Annotated in this window: 17 protein-coding genes; 8 read left to right on the forward strand and 9 right to left on the reverse strand. The window is 27.3% G+C overall.

Features of this window, described 5'->3' with window-relative positions; all coding sequences use genetic code 4:
* The first annotated feature begins 56 nt into the window (after positions 1 to 56).
* From EG856_RS03195 to EG856_RS03225, 7 genes are all read left to right on the forward strand, one after another.
* The gene (locus tag EG856_RS03195; RefSeq protein ID WP_130429672.1) at positions 57 to 1,034 is read left to right on the forward strand and encodes an LLM class flavin-dependent oxidoreductase; all 978 of its coding nucleotides are present in this window, start codon (positions 57 to 59) and stop codon (positions 1,032 to 1,034) included.
* A gap of 1 nt (position 1,035) precedes the next feature.
* Complete coding sequence (locus tag EG856_RS03200) at positions 1,036 to 1,377, forward strand: glycine cleavage system protein H (protein ID WP_130429673.1); 342 nt, start codon at positions 1,036 to 1,038, stop codon at positions 1,375 to 1,377.
* Entirely contained in the window at positions 1,377 to 2,255 is an 879-nt protein-coding gene (locus EG856_RS03205) for an SIR2 family NAD-dependent protein deacylase (protein WP_130429674.1), read from the forward strand. Before EG856_RS03200 ends, EG856_RS03205 begins: the two co-directional genes overlap by 1 nt.
* Positions 2,233 to 3,279, forward strand: a complete 1,047-nt coding sequence (locus tag EG856_RS03210; protein WP_130429675.1) for a lipoate--protein ligase — start codon at positions 2,233 to 2,235, stop codon at positions 3,277 to 3,279. Before EG856_RS03205 ends, EG856_RS03210 begins: the two co-directional genes overlap by 23 nt.
* On the forward strand, positions 3,272 to 4,447 hold the full coding sequence (locus EG856_RS03215) for an NADH-dependent flavin oxidoreductase (RefSeq protein WP_130429676.1): 1,176 nt from the start codon (positions 3,272 to 3,274) through the stop codon (positions 4,445 to 4,447). Before EG856_RS03210 ends, EG856_RS03215 begins: the two co-directional genes overlap by 8 nt.
* Before the next feature lie 108 nt (positions 4,448 to 4,555).
* The gene (gene ileS, locus EG856_RS03220; RefSeq protein WP_130429677.1) at positions 4,556 to 7,234 is read left to right on the forward strand and encodes an isoleucine--tRNA ligase; all 2,679 of its coding nucleotides are present in this window, start codon (positions 4,556 to 4,558) and stop codon (positions 7,232 to 7,234) included.
* Positions 7,227 to 7,967, forward strand: coding sequence for a signal peptidase II (locus EG856_RS03225; protein ID WP_130429678.1), 741 nt, complete (start codon positions 7,227 to 7,229; stop codon positions 7,965 to 7,967). The genes ileS and EG856_RS03225 overlap by 8 nt, the downstream gene beginning before the upstream one ends.
* A gap of 297 nt (positions 7,968 to 8,264) precedes the next feature.
* Here EG856_RS03225 and eno read toward each other — a convergent pair whose 3' ends face one another.
* From eno to rpmF, 4 genes are all read right to left on the reverse strand, one after another.
* Positions 8,265 to 9,638, reverse strand: a complete 1,374-nt coding sequence (eno, locus tag EG856_RS03230) for a phosphopyruvate hydratase (RefSeq protein WP_130429679.1) — start codon at positions 9,636 to 9,638, stop codon at positions 8,265 to 8,267.
* Position 9,639: 1 nt separating this feature from the next.
* Positions 9,640 to 10,785 carry a tRNA uracil 4-sulfurtransferase ThiI gene (gene thiI / locus EG856_RS03235; RefSeq protein ID WP_130429680.1) on the reverse strand — a complete coding sequence of 382 codons (1,146 nt, stop codon included), beginning with the start codon at positions 10,783 to 10,785 and terminating at the stop codon, positions 9,640 to 9,642.
* A complete protein-coding gene (locus EG856_RS03240; RefSeq protein ID WP_130429681.1) occupies positions 10,775 to 12,382 on the reverse strand; it encodes a hypothetical protein in 1,608 nt (535 codons plus the stop codon). Before EG856_RS03240 ends, thiI begins: the two co-directional genes overlap by 11 nt.
* Positions 12,383 to 12,463: 81 nt before the next feature.
* Entirely contained in the window at positions 12,464 to 12,664 is a 201-nt protein-coding gene (rpmF, locus tag EG856_RS03245; RefSeq protein ID WP_130429682.1) for a 50S ribosomal protein L32, read from the reverse strand.
* 287 nt (positions 12,665 to 12,951) lie between these two features.
* Between rpmF and metK the strand changes: the two genes are divergently transcribed.
* Positions 12,952 to 14,100, forward strand: a complete 1,149-nt coding sequence (metK, locus tag EG856_RS03250; protein ID WP_130429683.1) for a methionine adenosyltransferase — start codon at positions 12,952 to 12,954, stop codon at positions 14,098 to 14,100.
* A 209-nt stretch (positions 14,101 to 14,309) separates the two neighbouring features.
* On the opposite strand, the gene EG856_RS03255 is transcribed toward metK, so the two are convergent.
* The 5 genes from EG856_RS03255 to cypl all read right to left on the reverse strand — a co-directional run bounded on the left by EG856_RS03255 (position 14,310) and on the right by cypl (position 20,009).
* A complete protein-coding gene (locus EG856_RS03255; protein WP_130429684.1) occupies positions 14,310 to 14,714 on the reverse strand; it encodes a hypothetical protein in 405 nt (134 codons plus the stop codon).
* Complete coding sequence (gene gltX / locus EG856_RS03260) at positions 14,705 to 16,105, reverse strand: glutamate--tRNA ligase (RefSeq protein WP_130429685.1); 1,401 nt, start codon at positions 16,103 to 16,105, stop codon at positions 14,705 to 14,707. Before gltX ends, EG856_RS03255 begins: the two co-directional genes overlap by 10 nt.
* A gap of 73 nt (positions 16,106 to 16,178) precedes the next feature.
* Positions 16,179 to 17,927 carry a PhnE/PtxC family ABC transporter permease gene (locus tag EG856_RS03265; protein ID WP_130429686.1) on the reverse strand — a complete coding sequence of 583 codons (1,749 nt, stop codon included), beginning with the start codon at positions 17,925 to 17,927 and terminating at the stop codon, positions 16,179 to 16,181.
* Positions 17,891 to 18,640, reverse strand: a complete 750-nt coding sequence (locus EG856_RS03270; RefSeq protein WP_130429687.1) for a phosphonate ABC transporter ATP-binding protein — start codon at positions 18,638 to 18,640, stop codon at positions 17,891 to 17,893. Before EG856_RS03270 ends, EG856_RS03265 begins: the two co-directional genes overlap by 37 nt.
* Complete coding sequence (gene cypl / locus EG856_RS03275) at positions 18,624 to 20,009, reverse strand: ABC transporter thiamine pyrophosphate-binding lipoprotein p37/Cypl (protein ID WP_130429688.1); 1,386 nt, start codon at positions 20,007 to 20,009, stop codon at positions 18,624 to 18,626. Before cypl ends, EG856_RS03270 begins: the two co-directional genes overlap by 17 nt.
* Between the last annotated feature and the right edge of the window lie 209 nt (positions 20,010 to 20,218).

Consider the following 20,218-nt stretch of genomic DNA (forward strand, 5'->3'; position numbering starts at 1 on the left):
TTAATCTATTGACAGTGTTTTTTTATCTTTTTAATTGTAAAGGTTATAATAATATTATGAAGTTAGGTGTATTAGAACACGGTTTGTTAACTCGCGACAAAAATTATAAAAAAACATACAATGATGTAATAGATTTGTGTAAATATACTGAAAAGTTAAATTTTGATTCTTTTTGAGTTAGTGAACAACATGATGTAAATGCGTTAGTAATTTCATATCCACTTATACTTCTAAATCATTTAGCTAATCACACTAAAAAAATTAAAATTGGTTGTGGTGGAATAATGTTAAAACATTATCAACCTTATTCAATTGCTGAACAAATTAATACTTTAAATATACTTAATCCAAACAGATTTATTTTCGGTTTCGGTAGTAATTCTGGAACAGAAAAAATACGTCAATTATTAAATTCAAATAATAGCGAAAATTATTACGCAAAAGTACTAAAAGTAAATGAATTTCTTAATAATACTAACAAAAATACCCGTGTTAAACCGTTTAGTGATCAATATAGCACACCTGTTTTATTGATTACTTCTGAACAAAGTGCTATTTTTGCTGCTGAAAATAAGTTAGATATAATCTATGGCTGATTTTTAAATCCTTCACAAATTTATGCCCAGATAGTTATCGATACATATATTCAAACATATAAACAAAAATGAGGTTTGCAACCTGATAATATCGGTTTAAGCGTTAATATAGTGAGTGGTTTTGACACAAATGAAACTGAACAAAATGGAAAAATTGTTGCTGCTTTTAGAAAAGGTGTAAATAACTGAAACGAATTTGAGTACTATCCAGCACCAGATGAATTTAACACAGAAAAATATAATTTTGATGCTGATTTTCAAAGATTCTATAAAAATGTTTTTAGTATTAATTCAGTTCAGGATGTCAACAAGCTAGATGAATTTTGCAAAAAACTTAATGTTAATAACTTGATATTGTTACCTACTATGGCTAAACAAGAACATAAAAAACTAGCATTAAATTATGTTGCTAATTTTTACAAAAGAAATGGAGAATAAAATGAAAAAAGTTGCAAAATATTTAATTATTGAAAAAACACAATCAAATTTATATTATTTAAGAATGACACCAGAAATGCAAGATGATATTGGAACAATAGGTTTTTTACAATTTAAAAATACAGATAAAACCCTGTTAAACACTAATGATGAATTTGCGTCATTAGAAGCTTCAAAAGCTGTATTAACCTTAAAAATGCCTTTGGACGCAAAAGTTGTTGAATGAAATCAAGCTGCTAAAAACGACCCTAAATTGATTAGCTCAGCCAACGATGAATTAAACTGAATTATGAAACTATCAGATATTGATGAGAATGTGTTTGCATCTCTTGAAGATTTTTAATGATGTGAAATAACAATGTTAAAAACATTAAGCAATTACTTGAATTAATTAATCAAGCAGACGCACTTGTTTTAGGAATAGGTTCAGGAATGACAGCGGCAGATGGTATTGGTTATACTGGTACCAGATTTGAACAAAATTTCAGTGATTTTATTGAAAAATTTAAATTTTTGGATATGCTACAAGCAAGTGTATATCACTTTGAAAACATTCAAAATTATTGAGCTTTTCACAGTCGTTTCATGGAATTAAATTATTTTAATCAACTACCTAGTCAAAGTTTTATAAATTTGAAAAAATTTTTAGATAATAAAAACTTTTTCATTATTACTACAAATTCTGATAATGCATTAGAAGCAGCAAATTTTGATGATAAAAAAATATTTTATATTCAGGGTAAATATAATTTATTACAGTGCAAATCTATGTGTCATAACAAAAGATATTCAATGGATAATGTTGTTCGCCAAATGATTCATGAACAAAAAAATATGTTAGTTCCTTTAGAAATTATTCCACATTGTCCGGTTTGTGGTGATTTCTTGGAAGTTAATAAAAGACTTAAAGAAAAAGGAATGGTTGAGGATGAACAATTTTTTATTGAAAAACAACGATATTTAGATTTTATAGATCAACACAAAAATAAAAAAATTTTATTTTGAGAAATAGGTGTTGGTTATTCAACACCAATGTTAATTAAACATCCATTTTGAAATATGACACAACAATACCCTAATTCGTTATACGTTGCGATGAATAATCGCACTTACCGTATTCCAAATGAAATAAAAAACCAAACAATAGTAATTAATACAGATATAAAACATGTTATAGAAAATTTAATAAAGGAAGAAGATGATTTTAGTAGAACCAATTAGAAATGGAAAATACATTAAAGATGGGGCTTATTGATTAGCCATTCAAATTTGAGCTGTCAATAATCTAAAATTAGATGATACAGTTGTTTTTCCGGGAATTGCTGATCCGCATGTACAAATAGGGTATTTTCAAAATCCTGAAGTTGAAGTTAATTTTAAGTATTTAAAAGATAAAAAAATAGATATTGTGCGAAGAAACACGGGTGGAGGAGCTATTTATTTAGATTCTAATTCGTGCAATATTTGTTATTTAATACCATACAAAGATAATGAATCAATTATTGGAAATTACCAAAAATTTTATGCTCCCACTATTAAAATTTTAAAAGAAATGGGTGCTAAAAATGTTACTCAATCTGGTAAAAACGATTTAAGCATCGATGGTCGCAAAGTTTCTGGTGCTGCGATGATGTTGATTGACGATGTAATTTATGGTGGTAATTCATTACTTTATAATGTGGACTATGATGCGATGATTGATGTTTTAAAACCTAATCGTAAAAAAATTGAATCTAAAGGAATCAAGTCTGTTAGACAAAGAGTTGCAGCTTTGAGTGAATATTTAGACGAAGAATACAAAAATTTAGATATTTTTGAATTTAAAGAAATCTTTTTGAAAAAATTATTCAATACTGATGATTTACGTAAAGTAAAACGGTACGAATTAAGTGAAAAAGATTGAAGTGAAATCGATGAATTAGTAAATACTAAATACAAAAATTGGGATTGAACTTTTGGTTTAAGTCCACGTTATTCATATAATCGTGATGCGAGATTATCAATTGGCACAATTAATTTTTCAATTGAGGTTGAACAAGGCAAAATTGATAAAATTAAAATTTCAGGTGATTTTTTCACTAAAAAAGACTTAACCATTTTAGAGCAAGAACTAATTGGAACTAAAATGGTGCGTGAAGACTTAATTTTAGCTTTAGAAAAAGCACAATTAGATTCTTATTTTTTCAATCAATTAAATCCTTGTGAAATTGTTGATGTCATCTTAGACGAATCGGAAAATGAATAAATATATTGAACTTTTCAAACCACTTTCACTTAATGGGTTTGAATTAAAAAATAGATTTGTACTTTCACCAATGACATTAAATTTAACAACAATAGATGGCAAAATGACACCTGAAGAAATTGCTTATGCCAAAAGAAGAGCTTTTTCGGCACCATTACAAATCACTGGTGGGGCATATTTTGATGAATTTGGCCAATTGTTTAAATACGGATATAGCGCTAAATCAGACGATGATATTGAATCATTAAAACAACTAGCACAAGCAATGAAAACTGAACAAAACCGAGTTATTTTACAGTTAGCACATGCTGGAAAATTTGCTAAAATTTCTCTTCAAAAATATGGTTATACTTATGGACCATCACCTGAACAAAATAATTGACCTTTCAAACATGATGTTTATGAAATGAGTATTGAGCATATTCAAAAAGTAATTAAAGCCTATGCAGATGCTACTTTACGAGCAATTAAAGCAGGTTTTAATGGTATTGAGATATCAATGGCACAAAGATTATTAATTCAGACTTTTTTTAGCAAAATAGTTAATAAACGCAATGATATTTATTCAGCATCCAATTTTGAAAATCGTTCAAGATTAGCTCTTGAAATAGTTGAAGCAATACGTAATGTGATTGATCGTTATGCTTCTAAGGATTTTATTTTTGGCTTTCGTGCTACACCTGAAGAAACTTATGGCGGCGAAATAGGTTACACAATTGATGAATTTAACCAATTAATTGATTCTATAATTGAAAAAGGACAAATATCTTATTTAGCTATTGCTAGTTGAGGTCATGATATTTATTTAAATAAAGTGCGTTCAGAATCTAAACATAAAGGTCAATTAGTTAATAAAATTGTGTATGAGCATATTAAAGGTAGAATTCCAGTTATTGCTAGCGGTGGAATTAATACAGCCGATAAATGTCTTGAAGCTTTTAAATATTGTGATTTAGTTGGTTTAAGTTCAGTATTTGTTGCTGATCCTGAATTTGTGCAAAAAATTGCGTCAAATAAGCTTGAGTCTATTAATTTATCACTCAAAAAAGAACAACTGAATGATTTAGCAATACCACAAAGTTCGTTCACTGATGTTGTTAATATGTTTGGTTATTGTGAAACTATTCCTAGTGACACTTTGAGTGTTCTTGAAAATAATGCTAAATAAAACAAATTATCATCATTGCTATGATGATTTTTTTTGTTAAGTTAAATATATTTATATTAAGGTATATTTTTAATATAATAAGAATATTATTTATATATAAGGAGTTTTATGTCTGAAAAAAATTATAAAGATACGCTAAATATGCCTAAAACTAACTTTGAAATGAGAGCTAATTTGGTAAAAAAAGAGGGTGAATATCGTCAAAAATGACTTCAAAATCAACTTTACCAAAAAGTATTAGAACAAAACAAAGGCAATCAAACATTCATTTTACATGATGGACCTCCCTATGCCAATGGAAATTTACATATTGGCCATGCGTTAAATAAAATTTTAAAAGATATTATTGTTCGTTATAAATCAATGAATGGTTTTTATTCACCGTATGTTCCAGGTTGAGACACACACGGTTTGCCAATTGAGCATAAAATGTTACAAGATGCTCATTTAAGCAAAAATGAATTATTACCACTTGATTTACGAAAAAAGGCAAAAGAATATGCATTAGGTCAAGTTAAAAATCAAATGGAGCAATTTAAGCAAATGCAATTGCTAACTGATTTTGAAAAATATTATGTGACACTTGAACCAAAATTTGTTGCTCAACAACTACGTCTATTTAAAAAAATGGTTTTGGATGGTTTGGTTTATAAAGGCTTAAAACCGGTATTTTGATCACCCTCATCTCAATCTGCTTTAGCTGAAGCAGAAGTAGAATATAAAGACATTGAAAGTCCTTCAATTTATGTTGCGTTTGAAATTATTAAACCAATTAGCAATAAAATAAAAAGTGGTGATAAATTAATAATTTGAACGACTACTCCATGAACTTTAATTGCTAATGCCGGTGTTGCTATAGGTGAAAATTTTGAATACTCATTAGTTGAGTTTAATTCTCAAAGATATATAATAGCAACTGAATTAGTTGAAAAAGTAGCTAAAATTTTTGCTTGGGATAATTACCAACAAATTACTACTTTAAAGGCTAACGAATTAGTTGGCTCAATTTATTTTAGTCCAATAAATTCTAATGAATGTCCTGTTGTCATTGGTCATCATGTTATTCTTGGTTCAGGGACTGGTTTAGTTCATACAGCTCCTTTATTTGGTGAAGATGACTTTTTAATTGGCCAAAAAAATTCTCTAAATATGATTATGCATATAGCCGATGATGGCAAAATTAATTCAGAAGGTGGTGAATATCAAAATTATTTTTATTCAAAAGCCAACGCGTTAATAATTGATAAACTACAAACTAAAAATTTATTAATTTTTGCTACAACAATAGTCCACTCTTATCCTCATGATTGAAGAACACATAAACCAATTTTATTCAGAGGTACACCTCAATGATTTGTTTCTATTGATAAAATAAGAGATGAAATTCTATCACAATTAAATAAAGTCAATACATATCCTGAATGAGCTAAAAAACGCTTAACGAATATGATCCAAAACAATCATGATTGAACTATTTCACGTCAAAGAACTTGAGGTGTACCATTAATTATTTTTTACGACAAGGATCAAAATCCAGTATTTAATGAACAAATTTTTGACCATGTTATTAATTTAGTAGAAGAGCACGGTGCTGATATTTGATGAGAAAAAGAAGCAGATGAATTATTACCCGAAGAATTTAGAGCCAAAGGCTATACCAAAGAAATGGATATTATGGATGTATGATTTGATTCTGGTTCAACTTCACTAGCTGTAGAAATAGAACAAAATATTGTTCCTCCTTATGACTTATATTTAGAAGGTAGTGACCAATACCGTGGTTGATTTAACTCATCATTAATAAACTCAGTAGCATTTCATTCTATACCACCATATAAAAATTTAGTTTCACATGGTTTTGTTTTAGATGGTAAAGGTGAAAAAATGTCTAAATCCAAAGGCAATACAGTTGACCCGCTAAAAGTAATATCAAAACATGGTGCAGATATTTTACGTTTTTGAGTTGCTAATAGTGAATATACTAATGATGTTACAATTTCTGATTCAATCTTAGTTCAAAATTCTGATTTATACAGAAAAATTAGAAACACCATTAAATTTTTATTAGGAAATTTAAACGGTTTTAACTATGACATTAATTTACCTAGAAAAGGTGTTCATTTGTTTATTAAAGAACAACTAGAACAAACGCGAGCAAATGTGCTTAAAGCCTTTGACGAATATAAATTTATTAACGGAATTAAACTTCTTAATAATTATGTTATTGAACTTTCAAGTTTTTATTTAAACTTCACTAAAGATATTTTATATGTTCAAGAATTAGATTCAATTAATCGTAAAATGACATTAACTAATTTTTACGAAATTGCTGAATTTTTAATTACTATTTTAGCACCAATTTTGCCAACAACTACCGAAGATGCTTATGATAATTTTAATAAGCAAAACAAAAAATTATCAGTTCATCTAGAACATTTACAACGTGAAAAAGAAATTAATTTAGACATTATTAATCAATGAGACGAATTTTTTGAATTAAGAGATAAAGTTAATTTAGTTATTGAAAATGCTATTAAAACAGGTCTAATTAAAAGAAGTAATGAAGCAAAATTAACTCTAAAACCAAATTCAAAATTTATTGAATCACTTGACTTAAAACAATTATTAATGGTAGGTATAGTTGAATTTGGTGAAGAGTTAAAAGTTGAAACTTTTGATTCGTTTAAATGTGAGCGTTGTTGAAATCATTTTATCCCTACTCAAATTTTTGACGGCTTGTGTTCATTGTGCAACAAAGTAATGAATATTAAGGAAAACAATGAGTAAAGAAGTAGATGGAACAAAAATAAAAACTAAAAAAACTTGAAAAGATTATAAGCAAAATTTTAAAAAAAGATTGCTTAATGTTAAACAACACACAATAAAACGTTGAAAAGAAAACAAGAAAAAAATTATTATTAGATATGCAGTTTTTTTATCAATTTTTTTAATAACTTATTTTTTAGATCAATTTACTAAATTCCATTTTTATCCAGGCGAAGCCGCATATGAAGCTTATGAAAACGGAAATATTGTACAAGTTTATCAAGGAGCTTTCTTAGGAATACGTTTAGTGCCTCACCACGGTGTAACCATAATCCCCTTTAAAACAAATGCGGTAATAATAATTGTGCAAATAATCAGTGTAATATCTATATTAACATTCACAATTCTTATTTTTTATATAGATTCATTTTTATGAGTTAGTATTATTGCGATGTTAGTTTCTGGTACAGCAGGTAACATGACTGATAGATTCTTATGGAATGGTTATGTTAAAGATATTTTATTCTGAACTTATTTTGAAAAAGTTTTCAAGCGCGATTTAGGAACTTTTAATGTTGCCGATGTATTAATTATTGTTTCAATTATTATTTCAGTTGTTTATTTGGTAATTTCAATTTTTGTTGAATATTTTAAAGAAGAAAAACAAAAAATTGATAATCCTAATAACCAAAATGATATTAATAACAACGATCAAATTGTTTCAACAAACAATCAACACAATACTGTTTCTTAAAATTTAATACAAAAAACCAATAACTTATTGGTTTTTTAATTGACTTAGCATAATTTTCGCGAGTTTCCAAGTTGCGAATTAAAAAATCCGTAAATATCTCATTTTAAGGCACTTTCGGAATTTTTTATAATTTAATTACATTGTAATTTTTACTGCGTTTCCCGGTTTAAGTATAAAAAACAAAAAATAAATTTTAGTTTGTTGAATTAAAAGTTCAAGCCCTCACAATAAGATAGAATTTTATTGTGAGGGCTTGAACAATTCAATATTAACATTTTAATGTTAATTTAGCAAGTTTTATAAATGTTTTTTTAAATTAAAATATGTTTTTTCGCCGTCAAATTTTGATGTTTTTCCTAATTCATCTTCAATTTCTAACAAACGATTATATTTGGCAATCCGGTCAGTTCTTGATAATGAACCGGTCTTAATTTGACCAGTGTTTAAAGCAACAGCTAAATCAGCAATTGTTGTATCTTCGGTTTCACCTGAGCGATGTGAAACAACACAACTAAATCCTGCCTTATGAGCTAATTCGATAGTGTCTAATGTCTCGCTTAAAGTACCTATTTGGTTTAATTTTATTAAAATTGAATTCATTACATCTTTTTTGATTGCTTCACGCAAAATTTCTTGATTTGTGACAGTTAAATCATCGCCAACTATTTGTAATCTATCTCCTAAACGTTGTTTCATTAGTTTAAAACCTTCTCAATCGTTTTCAGCTAGACCATCTTCTATTGAAATAATTGGATATTTATTTACTAATTGCTCATAGTAATCAACCATTTCCTTTGTGCTATATTCTAACTTAACACTATGTAAATGCTCAAAACCTGAACGTTTTTGCTCAATTGCATGTTTTAATTTTTTGAATACATATTTTTTTGAATTTTCATCATAAAATTCACTAGCAGCTGGGTCCATTGCTATTGCTACTGCGTTTTGACCGCTCGTAGCTGGGTTTAATCCTGAAATTTTTATTGCTTCAACCATATAATCTAACACTTCTTCATGAGATTTTAAGTTTGGAGCATAACCCCCCTCATCTCCTACTGTTGTACCGTGTTCTTTTTTTAATAACTTACCTAAATTGTGAAATACTTTATTTGCCATTTGTAATGCTTGTTTAAATGTCTTTGCACCAACAGGCATTATCATAAATTCTTGCATATCAACTGTATTTGACGAATGGGCTCCACCGTTCATAACATTTAACATTGGAACAGGTAAAGTTCTGGCGTTTGTTCCACCTATATATTTATAAAGTGGTAATTGAGTTTCATTTGCTGCTGCTCTTGCAACTGCTAAAGAAACTCCTAAAATAGCATTAGCACCCAAGTTTGTTTTGTTTTTGGTACCATCTAAATCTATCATTGTCATATCAATTAATCTTTGGTCGCAAACATCTAGACCAAATAATTCGGGAGCAATAATTTCATTTACATTGCTAACAGCCTTCATTACACCTTTACCACCAAATCAATTATCCTTGAATTCATCAAATTCTTTATCTCTTAATTCACATGCTTCTCTTGTGCCGGTTGAAGCACCAGAAGGTACCATCGCCACACCTTCATAACCTAATTCGGTTGTGACTTTAACTGCTAAAGTAGGATTGCCTCTTGAATCTAGAATTTCTCTAGCATAAGTATCAATTATTTTTGACATATTAGTCTCCTTTTTGTATTTTTAATGTTTTTATGTTGTTTTGTATTATATTACTTTCGTATTTTTCCAAATCGAATAGTTCTTGTTCTAAATTTAAAACGTCTTCTAAACGTGGTTTTGTAACTGGTTCTTTTGGTGCGAACATTTCACAAGTTTCATTGGCGGCTATAATACTGATATCATAAGTGCCAATCATTTTGGCTATATCAATTGTTTCAACTTTATCCTTTGTTAATAGCGGGCGTAAAATTAACTTTGTGCTGGCGGCATTAATTACTGATAAAGATTCTAAAGTTTGTGAAGCAACTTGACCTAAATTTTCGCCGTTTGATAAAGCCTCAAAATGTAATTTATTTGCTAATATCGATGCTAGGCGATAAAAACTTCGTCTTAACAAGGTTATTTTAAATGCAGGTTTAGAAGTGAGTGAAATATAATTTAGTATTTGTGAATAATCTACTAGGTAAAATGTACTTTTTGACTGATAATTGTTCAATTTTTCGATTAAATTAGTCATTTTATCTATAGTTCTTTGGTCAGTTTGGGGTGGCGAAATAAATGATAAAAATGAAACTTCTAAACCTCTTTTCATTAATTCAAAAGCTCCAACAGGTGAATCAATACCTCCACTCATTAAATGTAAAACTCTACCCGATATACCTACAGGCAATCCGCCTAAGCCTTCACAATAATTTTCAAATATATATGTAGAATTATTACGAATTTCAACATATATAATTTGATCAGGATTGTGTACGTCTACTTTTATATGTGGAAAAGAATTTAAAATATATGAACCTAATTTTACATTAATTTCATTTGATGTTAATTCAAAAGATTTGTTTGAACGACGAGAAGAAATTTTAAATGTTTTTGTTTGTTGTTTAATTAATGATTTTGCCGATTTAAAAATTTCATCAATATTATTTTGTGTTTCGATAACAGGCGAATAAGAGCTAATTCCAAATATGTATTTTAATTTTGCTAAATTATTTTCAGAATAGGTTAAATACATTCGATCAAATTTAGCCTCTGGTTGTTCGCCGACAATATTTTTAACATTTCTAGCTAAAATATCAATGAAATTTTGCCTATTTTTACCCTTAAGTGTCAGTTCTCCATATCTTATTAAAATTTTAGAGTACATTTATTTTTTCCTTTCTAATTAATTGAAGTGCATCGTTATATGCTATCGCAAATTCTTTATTTGTTATTTTTTGTACTATATCTTGGAGTCTTAAATTTATTTTTTCGCTTTTTATAGAAAATTTACTAATTTTATCTAAAAATACTGTTGTCATATATTTATAAATTTGGGCTTTTTGAGTTTTTTTGTATAAATATAGCAATTTTTGAACAAAAGTATCAAGATTTTTGAACGAATTAACTTTATTTTTTAATAGTTGCTCATAATTTTGGATTAATTCAGCAAAAAGTAAATCATTTTCAGTTGTATTGAGTAAAAAGTTTCGTTTTGTTAAAACAATGTAATATCATTGCTCTAATATTATTCAATAATTGTTGAAGTATTTTGGTTTTTGTAAAGTTTCGTTTTGTTGACGTAAAAATACATTTAAATCATTTGTGAAATCAACTAGGACTTCAATAAAAGAATCAAAATCTAAAAAAATATTAGTTTTACTTAATTGTTTTTGTTGTTTTATTTTATTAAAATTTGATTTTAAATGGTTTAATTTTAGCGTAAATTGATTACATTTGATTTTATCAATTTCATTTTTGTTTCTATTAATAATATTAATTTTATTTTCTATTTTTGTTAAAAATTCATCAATTTGTATGAAATTGGTATCAATAAAATTCAAAATTTTTGCATCAGTGTTTAACTTATTTTGCACTAAATAATATTTATGTAATAATTTTTTTATTTCACTTGAAGTGTTTTGAAACGGTTGTGTTAAATAGTTTTTTTGTATTTGGGCTAACGATATTACTAAATTATGAGTTTCAGCTGGATAAAATTGGTGTATTGAGGTCTTTTTGAACATATTTACCAAAGTACTAAAAATTAATTTTTCCATCACTAAAGCATGACTAATTTTGGATGCAAACATACGAAGTTTGCGATCATTTTCGCTTAATATTTCAGTAATTTCGTTTAGGGATTTGTTTTTTTTACTCTCTTCAATTCCGCTAAACTTGATTTTATATTTTTGTAATTCTTCGGATAAAAAATGATATGAACGAACAAGTTTTTGTTTATTTATATTTAATTTTCTTTCTAAATCTTTCAACATTGCTTGAGCATTAGTTAACAATAAATCATTGATTTCGTATCTTAAATTATCCTGTTTTGTTTCTGAAAGAACTTTATTAAAAAAATCATAAAAATTTTGATATTTTTTATTCAAAGTTAAATAAAGCGATTTACTTTTTTTAATATTGGTTTTTTTTATCGTTTGAACTATATCACTGTATTCTTTTTCGTATTCCTGTTTTGATTTGTGTATCGAATTATTTAAAAGTTCTTTTAGTTTTTGATATTTATTGTCATATACACTGTTTATATTAGCTAATTCTTTAAACCTAATTGTTTGAGTTTTTGCGTAATTGTAATTTTTTGTGATATATTCATATCATTTTTGGGTATTTTTTCTATATCTTTGTAAGATGTTTTTGCGTGCTAAAAAAACAAATGATGTTATTAATAAACTTAATATTAAAAGCAAAAAAATACTCATTAGTGAAATTAAAATTATTGTATTTTGACTGAAGTTGTGTTTCATATTTAAATATTATATATAAGCGAATAATTTATGAAAAGCAAATAAAAAATCTGTTAAACAGATTTAAAGTGCACTTAGTTATTAGTTATTACGTGAATTGATACTCTTGTATCCTTCAACGATTTTATCTCTGTAAAAACCACAGAATTGACAAACTTTATGTTGTTGAATAAAGTTAGAACAATTTTTACATGAAACAAGGTTTTGAATTTTTAACGCATCATGAGTACGTCTTTTGTGTTTACGTTGTTTCGAGGTTTTACGTTTGGGAACGATAGCCATTATTCCTCCTTCTAAATATTATAAGATCTTATTATTTATTTAAAATAACGTAAAGTTATTATAAGACAAAACCGAAAAAACAAAAACAAAAAACAAAATATATAATTTCAACATCAATTAAAAAATTAGTGTATTATTTACATAAATAACATAAAGAGTTGCTTAGTTTGACAACGATGAGGCATGCCAACCCCATTACGGAAGGTGGAGAGTTAGGAAGAAATTTCTTCAACATGTTGAAAACTTTTTACTTACTCTTTGTTTTATTTAGCAAAGGAGTTTTTTTTATGAACAAAAATTTTATTTTAAATGACAAAAAATTATTTACTTCTGAGAGCGTAGGCCAAGGCCATCCAGATAAGGTTTGCGATCAAATTTCAGATCGAATTCTTGATGCTTATTTAAAACAAGACCCAAATTCAAGAACAGCTATTGAAACAGTAGCCACTGGTAATATAGTTTTAATAGGCGGAGAGGTTTCTTCAAATGCTAATGTTGATGTGATTGCGATCGCAAAATTAGTTTTTGAAAAACTTAATTATTCAACCGAAAATATTAAATTTATCACTGACATAAAACAACAAAGTCCTGATATTAGTCAAGGTGTTGTTTTATCAGATGAACAAATAGGAGCGGGAGACCAAGGTATTATGTTTGGTTATGCTACTAATGAAACAAAAAATTTTATGCCACTCGCAATTACGTTAGCAAATGAACTAGTTAAAAAAGCTGATTATTTACGCGAAAAAGGTACGTTTAAATGAGCTAAAGCTGATATGAAAAGTCAGGTAACAATTGATTATTCAAACAACACCGTAGAGACAATATTAATGTCAATTCAACATGATGAAAATTTTAACGAAGATGAATTTAAAAACTATATAAAATTTAATATTATTAAACCAGTTTTAGATGAATATAAATTAGAATTACCACATAAAATTTTAATAAATCCTACTGGTCGTTTTGTTATCGGTGGTCCAATTGGTGATGCTGGTTTAACTGGTCGTAAAATTATTGTAGATACTTATGGTGGTTATGCTCGTCATGGAGGTGGAGCATTTAGTGGCAAAGATGCTACAAAAGTAGATAGATCAGCTGCATATGCATGCCGATGAATAGCGAAAAATATTGTTGCTGAAGGCTCATTGTGCAATTGAATTGAAATACAAGTTTCTTACGCTATTGGTGTAGCCAAACCAGTCTCAATTAGCGTTAAAACAGATAAAGAACAAAACAACACCTTAATTAAAAATATTATAAATAGCGTCTTTGATTTAACTCCAAGTGCAATCATTCGTGATTTAAATTTAAAATCACCTATATTTGCCCAAACAAGTTACTTTGGCCATTTCGGTCGTAGTGATTTAGATTTACCTTGAGAAAAATTAAATAAAATTAACGAAATTAGAGAATATTTAAAAACAAATAAATAGTGTATATGTTATAATGTTTTGCATATTTAGCCCGAATAAAACTGCATAACAATAAGGAGAATTATGAGAAAAATAGTTAGACAAAAAAATAAAGAACGAGCAGCTAAAAGATTACATAAATTGCAAAAAGAGCAAGCAAGAGATGCTCGTAGAGCAAGCAGAGCTCAATTATAATTTTTTAAAAATCAAGAGAATTAGTTCTCTTGATTTTATTTATATTCAATAAATACTTTAAAACGACCCATTGGTTGGTCAACTACACTGAATAATTCGTAACTAAAACTTGCTTGTTGTTCTTTGATAAAACATTCATTCATGAATGTTTTCAAAACAAATTTATTTTTATTTAAATTTAGTTGAGAACCACTATGATATTTGTTTAAACGTAATTGTAGAGTTGCATTATCACTAATCACGTTAACACTTAATGGGTTTAATTCAATTCTTGTTAATTTGTTGCTTTGCGGGTCTTTAAATTCATAAATATCATACTCAAATTCTTCGTTGTCAAAAAGATGTTTAATCTTTTGCTTTAAATAATTTGCATCAGCTTCAAATTCTGTTATTTGGTCCTGGCCGCTTTGATTATATTCTGATCGAAATTTTATTTTCATATTTTTAATCTTTCATAAATAATATCTTTACCAAATAAATAAATCGCTTTTGCCAATTCAGGGCCATGTTCGGCAAAGGTTGCGGCTTTTCTAATTGGCATAAATAGTTTTTTTCCATTTATGCTTAATTTTTGCTTAACATTTTCAATTGCGATTTGAATATTTTGAATTGAAAAATCTAAATTTTTTAATTCAGTAAAAAATTCTTTTGCAATTTTAATCTCGTCTTCACGCAAATTAAAATCAGGATTAATTTGAGCATTTTGATAGGTAAATAAATGATTTTTTAATTCCGAGATTGTTCCAACATTTTCTTTAAATGTTTCAATAAATAATTTTGTTCAATTGTTTTCACTACTAATATTTATGAATTTAGCTATCAATGAATTATCAATTTTTTTAAAATATTGTTTTGAAAATCAATGCATTTTGACTACATCGAATTTTGAAGGAGATTTTGATAGACGTTGAGGGTTGAATTTAGTAATAATTTCTTCTTTAGACATTAATTCTGTTGCGTCGTGTGATGTTCAACCTAATAATGTTAAAAAGTTAAAAACAGCTTCAGGAACATAACCTTCATTTCTATAATCTTCAATAAATTGTTTTAATGTTGTATCTCTTTTTGAAAGTTTTTTACCTTCCATATTAGTAATCACAGTAAGATGGCCAAAATCTGGTTGTTTTCACCCTAATATTTGGTAAATATATATTTGCTTTGGTGTATTAGTTATATGTTCTTCTCCTCGTAAAACATGACTTATTTGCATATCATGATCATCGATTACCACAGCAAAATTATAGGTTGGATATCCATCAGATTTTACAATTACTCAGTCACCGATGTCGCTAGAATCAAATGAAATTTTTCCTCTCACAATATCGTTTCAGCTTAATTCAATATTTTCAGGCATCGACAATCTTATTGAGTATTCACCGTTTTGGTCTCGTCTATTTTTCTCTTCGTCACTTAATTTCAATCAATTTTTGTTATATTTAAAAGACGCGATCCCTTTTGCATCACTTTCTAGGTGTTGTGCTTGTAATTCATCGCTATTATCATAGGCTTTATAGGCCAGACCTTTATTCAATAAATATTGTGCTATTTCTTTGTATCTATCAAGTTTTTCGCTTTGGCGATATTTACCACAATTAGGATTTGGTTTAAATGGACTTTCATCTGGAATAATTCCCAATCACTCCAAATTTTCCAATTGACTTTTTTCTCCATTGCTTACATTTCTTTTAACATCTGTATCTTCTAACCTAAAAATGAATTCACCGTTAAAATGTTTGGCAAATAAATACGAAAATAGTGCAGTTCTAGCTCCACCTATATGTAAATAACCTGTGGGACTAGGTGCATATCTTGTTCTAATTTTTTTATCCATTGTACTCCTTAAATCTATTTATAAATTGTATATTAATATCGCAAAAGTAGATAAAAAACACCTAAATAGGTGTTTAAGTTGATTTAAGTTGTTTTGTAAAAATTCTGGCAACAAAATTAATTCCTAATATGGCAAAAGTGGCTAATCATGTATATGCCATTGCTATTTCAGGATGATAATTACGAGTGTTTAAATTAGTTCAAATTTTTGTACCGATATTTAATTGCGAAGGAGCAAAAATAGAGTATGTTATTGAATTTCTAAAAATTAATTCAAAGTAGAAAAATGATAAAGCTATAAAATCAAATTTAATTGTGGGTAATACATATTTAAAATAAATTTGATTATTGCTAAAACCTTGAATACGCATATTTGAAACAATTTCTTCATCAAGATTATCAACCGCTTCGCTTAATTGTTTAGAAATACTTGACATTTCATGTAAAGAGATAATAATTATTATTAAAAGTAAAGGAGATTGAAACAGAGGTTGAAAGATAAAAAAATATACAATTGTTGGTATTAAACGCACCAAAACATTAATTATTCTCCAAAAAAATGCCAAATATCTATTATTTAAGCTTAGGGATTGTAATCGTATAGCGATAAATGTTAAAGCAATACATAATGCTAAAGCTAAAATAGTGAATGAAATTGATTCTCAAAGAACATATAAAGGATTAGCTAGATTTCATCGCTTTAAATTAAATACTGAAAAATCAGGTCTAAAAAAGTATTTAAAAAAACTTTTAGTAGCTGACAATTCAAAAAAAAGTCATTTTATAGTACTTAATGTATAAATACTTAGAATAAGACAAAAACTAAATATTGCAAAATAAATAATTTTTCGAACATTTATATGTTTTGCCATTTTTTTATAATTTAGAAATTTAAAATTAGAATTAATTTGAATTTTTTTGCTTTTTGCTTCAATTAAATATTTTTTAAAAATAATATTAATAATTTCTAAAAAAACAATAAAAAGCATCAAAAATGTAAGCGGAATACCTAATTCTTTAAAATTAGTTGTTTGACTCGCTCCATATGAAATCAAAACTCCGATTCCAGGTAATGATAATGCTCCTAAAATCGATGACCAGCGCATATTAGATTCAAAAGAAAATATAAATAACGAATAGATTCGGTGTTTGACACGAGGTCAAATTTCTTTGTAAAAAGCTTTGAATTTGTTATTGCCTTGGTTAATTGAATTTCAATATGAACTTAAATCTACATTTTCAAAAATTTCAATATAGTATTTATGCAATCATAATCAAGTGAACCAAACAAAAACAAGTAATAAACTTAATTCGTTACGAGCAGTAAATGTAATCACTCTTATAAAAACTAGTTCAGGCATTGCACGCAAGACTAAAATTATTGATTTAAACGCGAAAGCGCTATACTTATTTGTTGCTCTAGAGAATGATAAAATACTGGTAAATAAAGCAAGTAAAAAGCCAATAAATGTTCCTACTAAACCCAATTTAATAGATAATCATAACAATGTTAACGAATCAAATATTAATGGAGTATATTCACCGCTAGTCCGGCCGGTTAAACGATAACTTTTTGTATCAAAAATGAATAAATTTTGTATTTTTTGAATTATTAAATTTCCGTTTTCAAATCTTAATTTATCGCTTTTGTCATAAATTATATATGCCAGTAAAGCAATTGAAAAAAGTATTGTTAAGTGAACAAAAACCGGATGTAATTTTCAGCTAGTTTTTTGATTATTTTTTGAACTTTTATACCTGTAGCGAAATCATTTTTTTTCTTTAATTACTCAAGTGTTTTGAGTGCTTGAATTAATTCTCATTGATTGATTTCCTTGGTGTTTTTTGCCAAAAACACTCGTTTATTTTTAATTGCAATTACGTGAGTGAAATGAGATTTAATGAAACTTAAATCGTGTATATTAACCAAAATTGTCTTTCCGTCCTGAGATAATTTTTTCAATAATTCTAAAACTTCACGACTTGTTTGGTTGTCTAAATTTGATGTTGGTTCATCAGCTAAAATTAAATCTACATTTTGAATTAATAATTTAGCAATTTCAACTCGTTGTTGTTGACCACCACTTAATTCGCTTACTCGATAAAACGCTTTATTTAAAATTCCTAATTCATCCAATGTTTCAAAAATTTTTATTTTTTCTTTGTGTGTTAAAATTCCGAAAAATTTCTGAATAAAATTTGGATAATTAGTGTTTGTTCTTTTTATATTTTCGAATACATTTTCAGTGTTGATTAAGTTAGCTTTTTGAGTTAAAAAGCCAACTTTATTTATGGTTTTTTTTCAATCTTTTTTGTTTAATTTATTGATATCTTTATTAAATATTTCAATTGTTCCATTTTTAGGTTTTATTGCACGAACAATTAATTTAAACAATGTGCTTTTACCGACACCGCTAGGTCCAATAATTGCTACCATAGAACCTTTTTCGATATTGATATTAATATCTTGCAAAACTAAATCTGGATTTTTGTTGTATGCGAAATTAAGATTAGTAATTTTAATTACTTGTGTCATTAGTTATTTCCGGTATTGAAACATTTTTATCATTTTTTGTTTCAGCTTGAACTTGTAAATACATAAATTTTTGGAATGTTTCAAAATCGATTGGTTGAAATTTATTATAACCAGTGTAAATACCATAAGTATTTTCACTTAAAGATAATGAATTTAGTGCTTTTGAAATTAAATTTGCTTGTTTTTGACTAATGCCTGGTCTAGCTAAAACAACATCGTATGCAGCGGGGTTTGTTATAGTTAAAGTTCTTACTACAACATTATTTTCGTTATCGTAATTTTGATCCGATTGAAAACCTTGTGGTTTAAAATATTCTGGATTTTTAACATTATTTGTTCAATTATATACTCCTTCATCATCAAAACCGATTAATGGAGTGATATTTGAAGAGTGTGCTTTACCCAAGGTATCTTTGATACTTTGACCCTTAACAACTTTTGAATTATTAGATTCAAAATATTCATTAATTTCTTTTAATGATTTATTAAAATGTCTTGCTAGTAAGGCAACTTGATATTTATAACCACCTGAACTGGTGTTTTTTCTGTATGTTATTCCATGATTTATAAATTTTTCTCAATCTTTATTATTTCAATCTTGAATAATTTGATCTCGTTGTTGTTTATTACCAGCTATATAAATTGCCCCATGATAAACATATGTTAATTTATCTTTTTCGTAAAATTCCACAAATTTAGAGCCATCAAAATTTAGTGTTTTTTTAGCAACTGCTTTTTGTCAATCTGGATATTCATAACCAATATTTTTTACTCAACTTTCGTTGTTTTTTTGAGCAGTTAAACGTAATTTATCTGTATCTGTACCTGTTGTATATATATCATTATCTGCACCTTGTCAGTTAAATTTTAACGTACTTGTTTGTGCTACCAATTTAACACCGTTTAAATTGTTTACTTTGCCGGTTTCATCGGCAAATGAATTTAAATATGTTGCGTAATTAGCAATCATTAAGTCTAATGTGTTATTATTGCTTTCTAATTTTGAGTAAAATGTGTCTTTATCTTGATTTGTTTCAATTAAGAAATTAACATCAGGTAAATTTTTAGTTTCTTGGTCCAGGTTTTTAAATTCATTAAATCTTTGACCTAGTAAAGTTAAAAATTCTTTTTCAATTTTACCTTGTCCTTTATCATTTTCTGATTTAAAACCTGGATTTATATATGAATTTACAATAGTAATGTTTGTATCCCATTGGTTTGCTATTTTGTTAGAATTCTCTGTTGAACCATTACCATCACTGCCTTGACTTGGTTTATCTGTTTTTCCAACGCAGCTTGCTGCCAAAAGCGAAATAGATGACAAAGATAGAGGACTTAGTCATAATAATAATTTTTTGTTTATTTTCATTATTTCTCCTTAACAAGGAATAATATTAAAAAACGAGCCACGCATGAATTACCATGATCTGCTATAGGTATGTTCTCAGCCGTTTTATCAGCACCCTTGTTAATTTAATTATAAACTAGAAAAAAGTTATTTTGTTTTAAATTGTGTTTAAAAAGATAATTTTTTATTAGTTTTATCAACACTTTATTGTCTTTTTTAATTAATAGCAA

The organism is Mycoplasmopsis phocirhinis (genome assembly GCF_004216495.1).
In the GTDB taxonomy this organism is placed as follows: domain Bacteria; phylum Bacillota_I; class Bacilli_A; order Mycoplasmatales; family Metamycoplasmataceae; genus Mycoplasmopsis; species Mycoplasmopsis phocirhinis.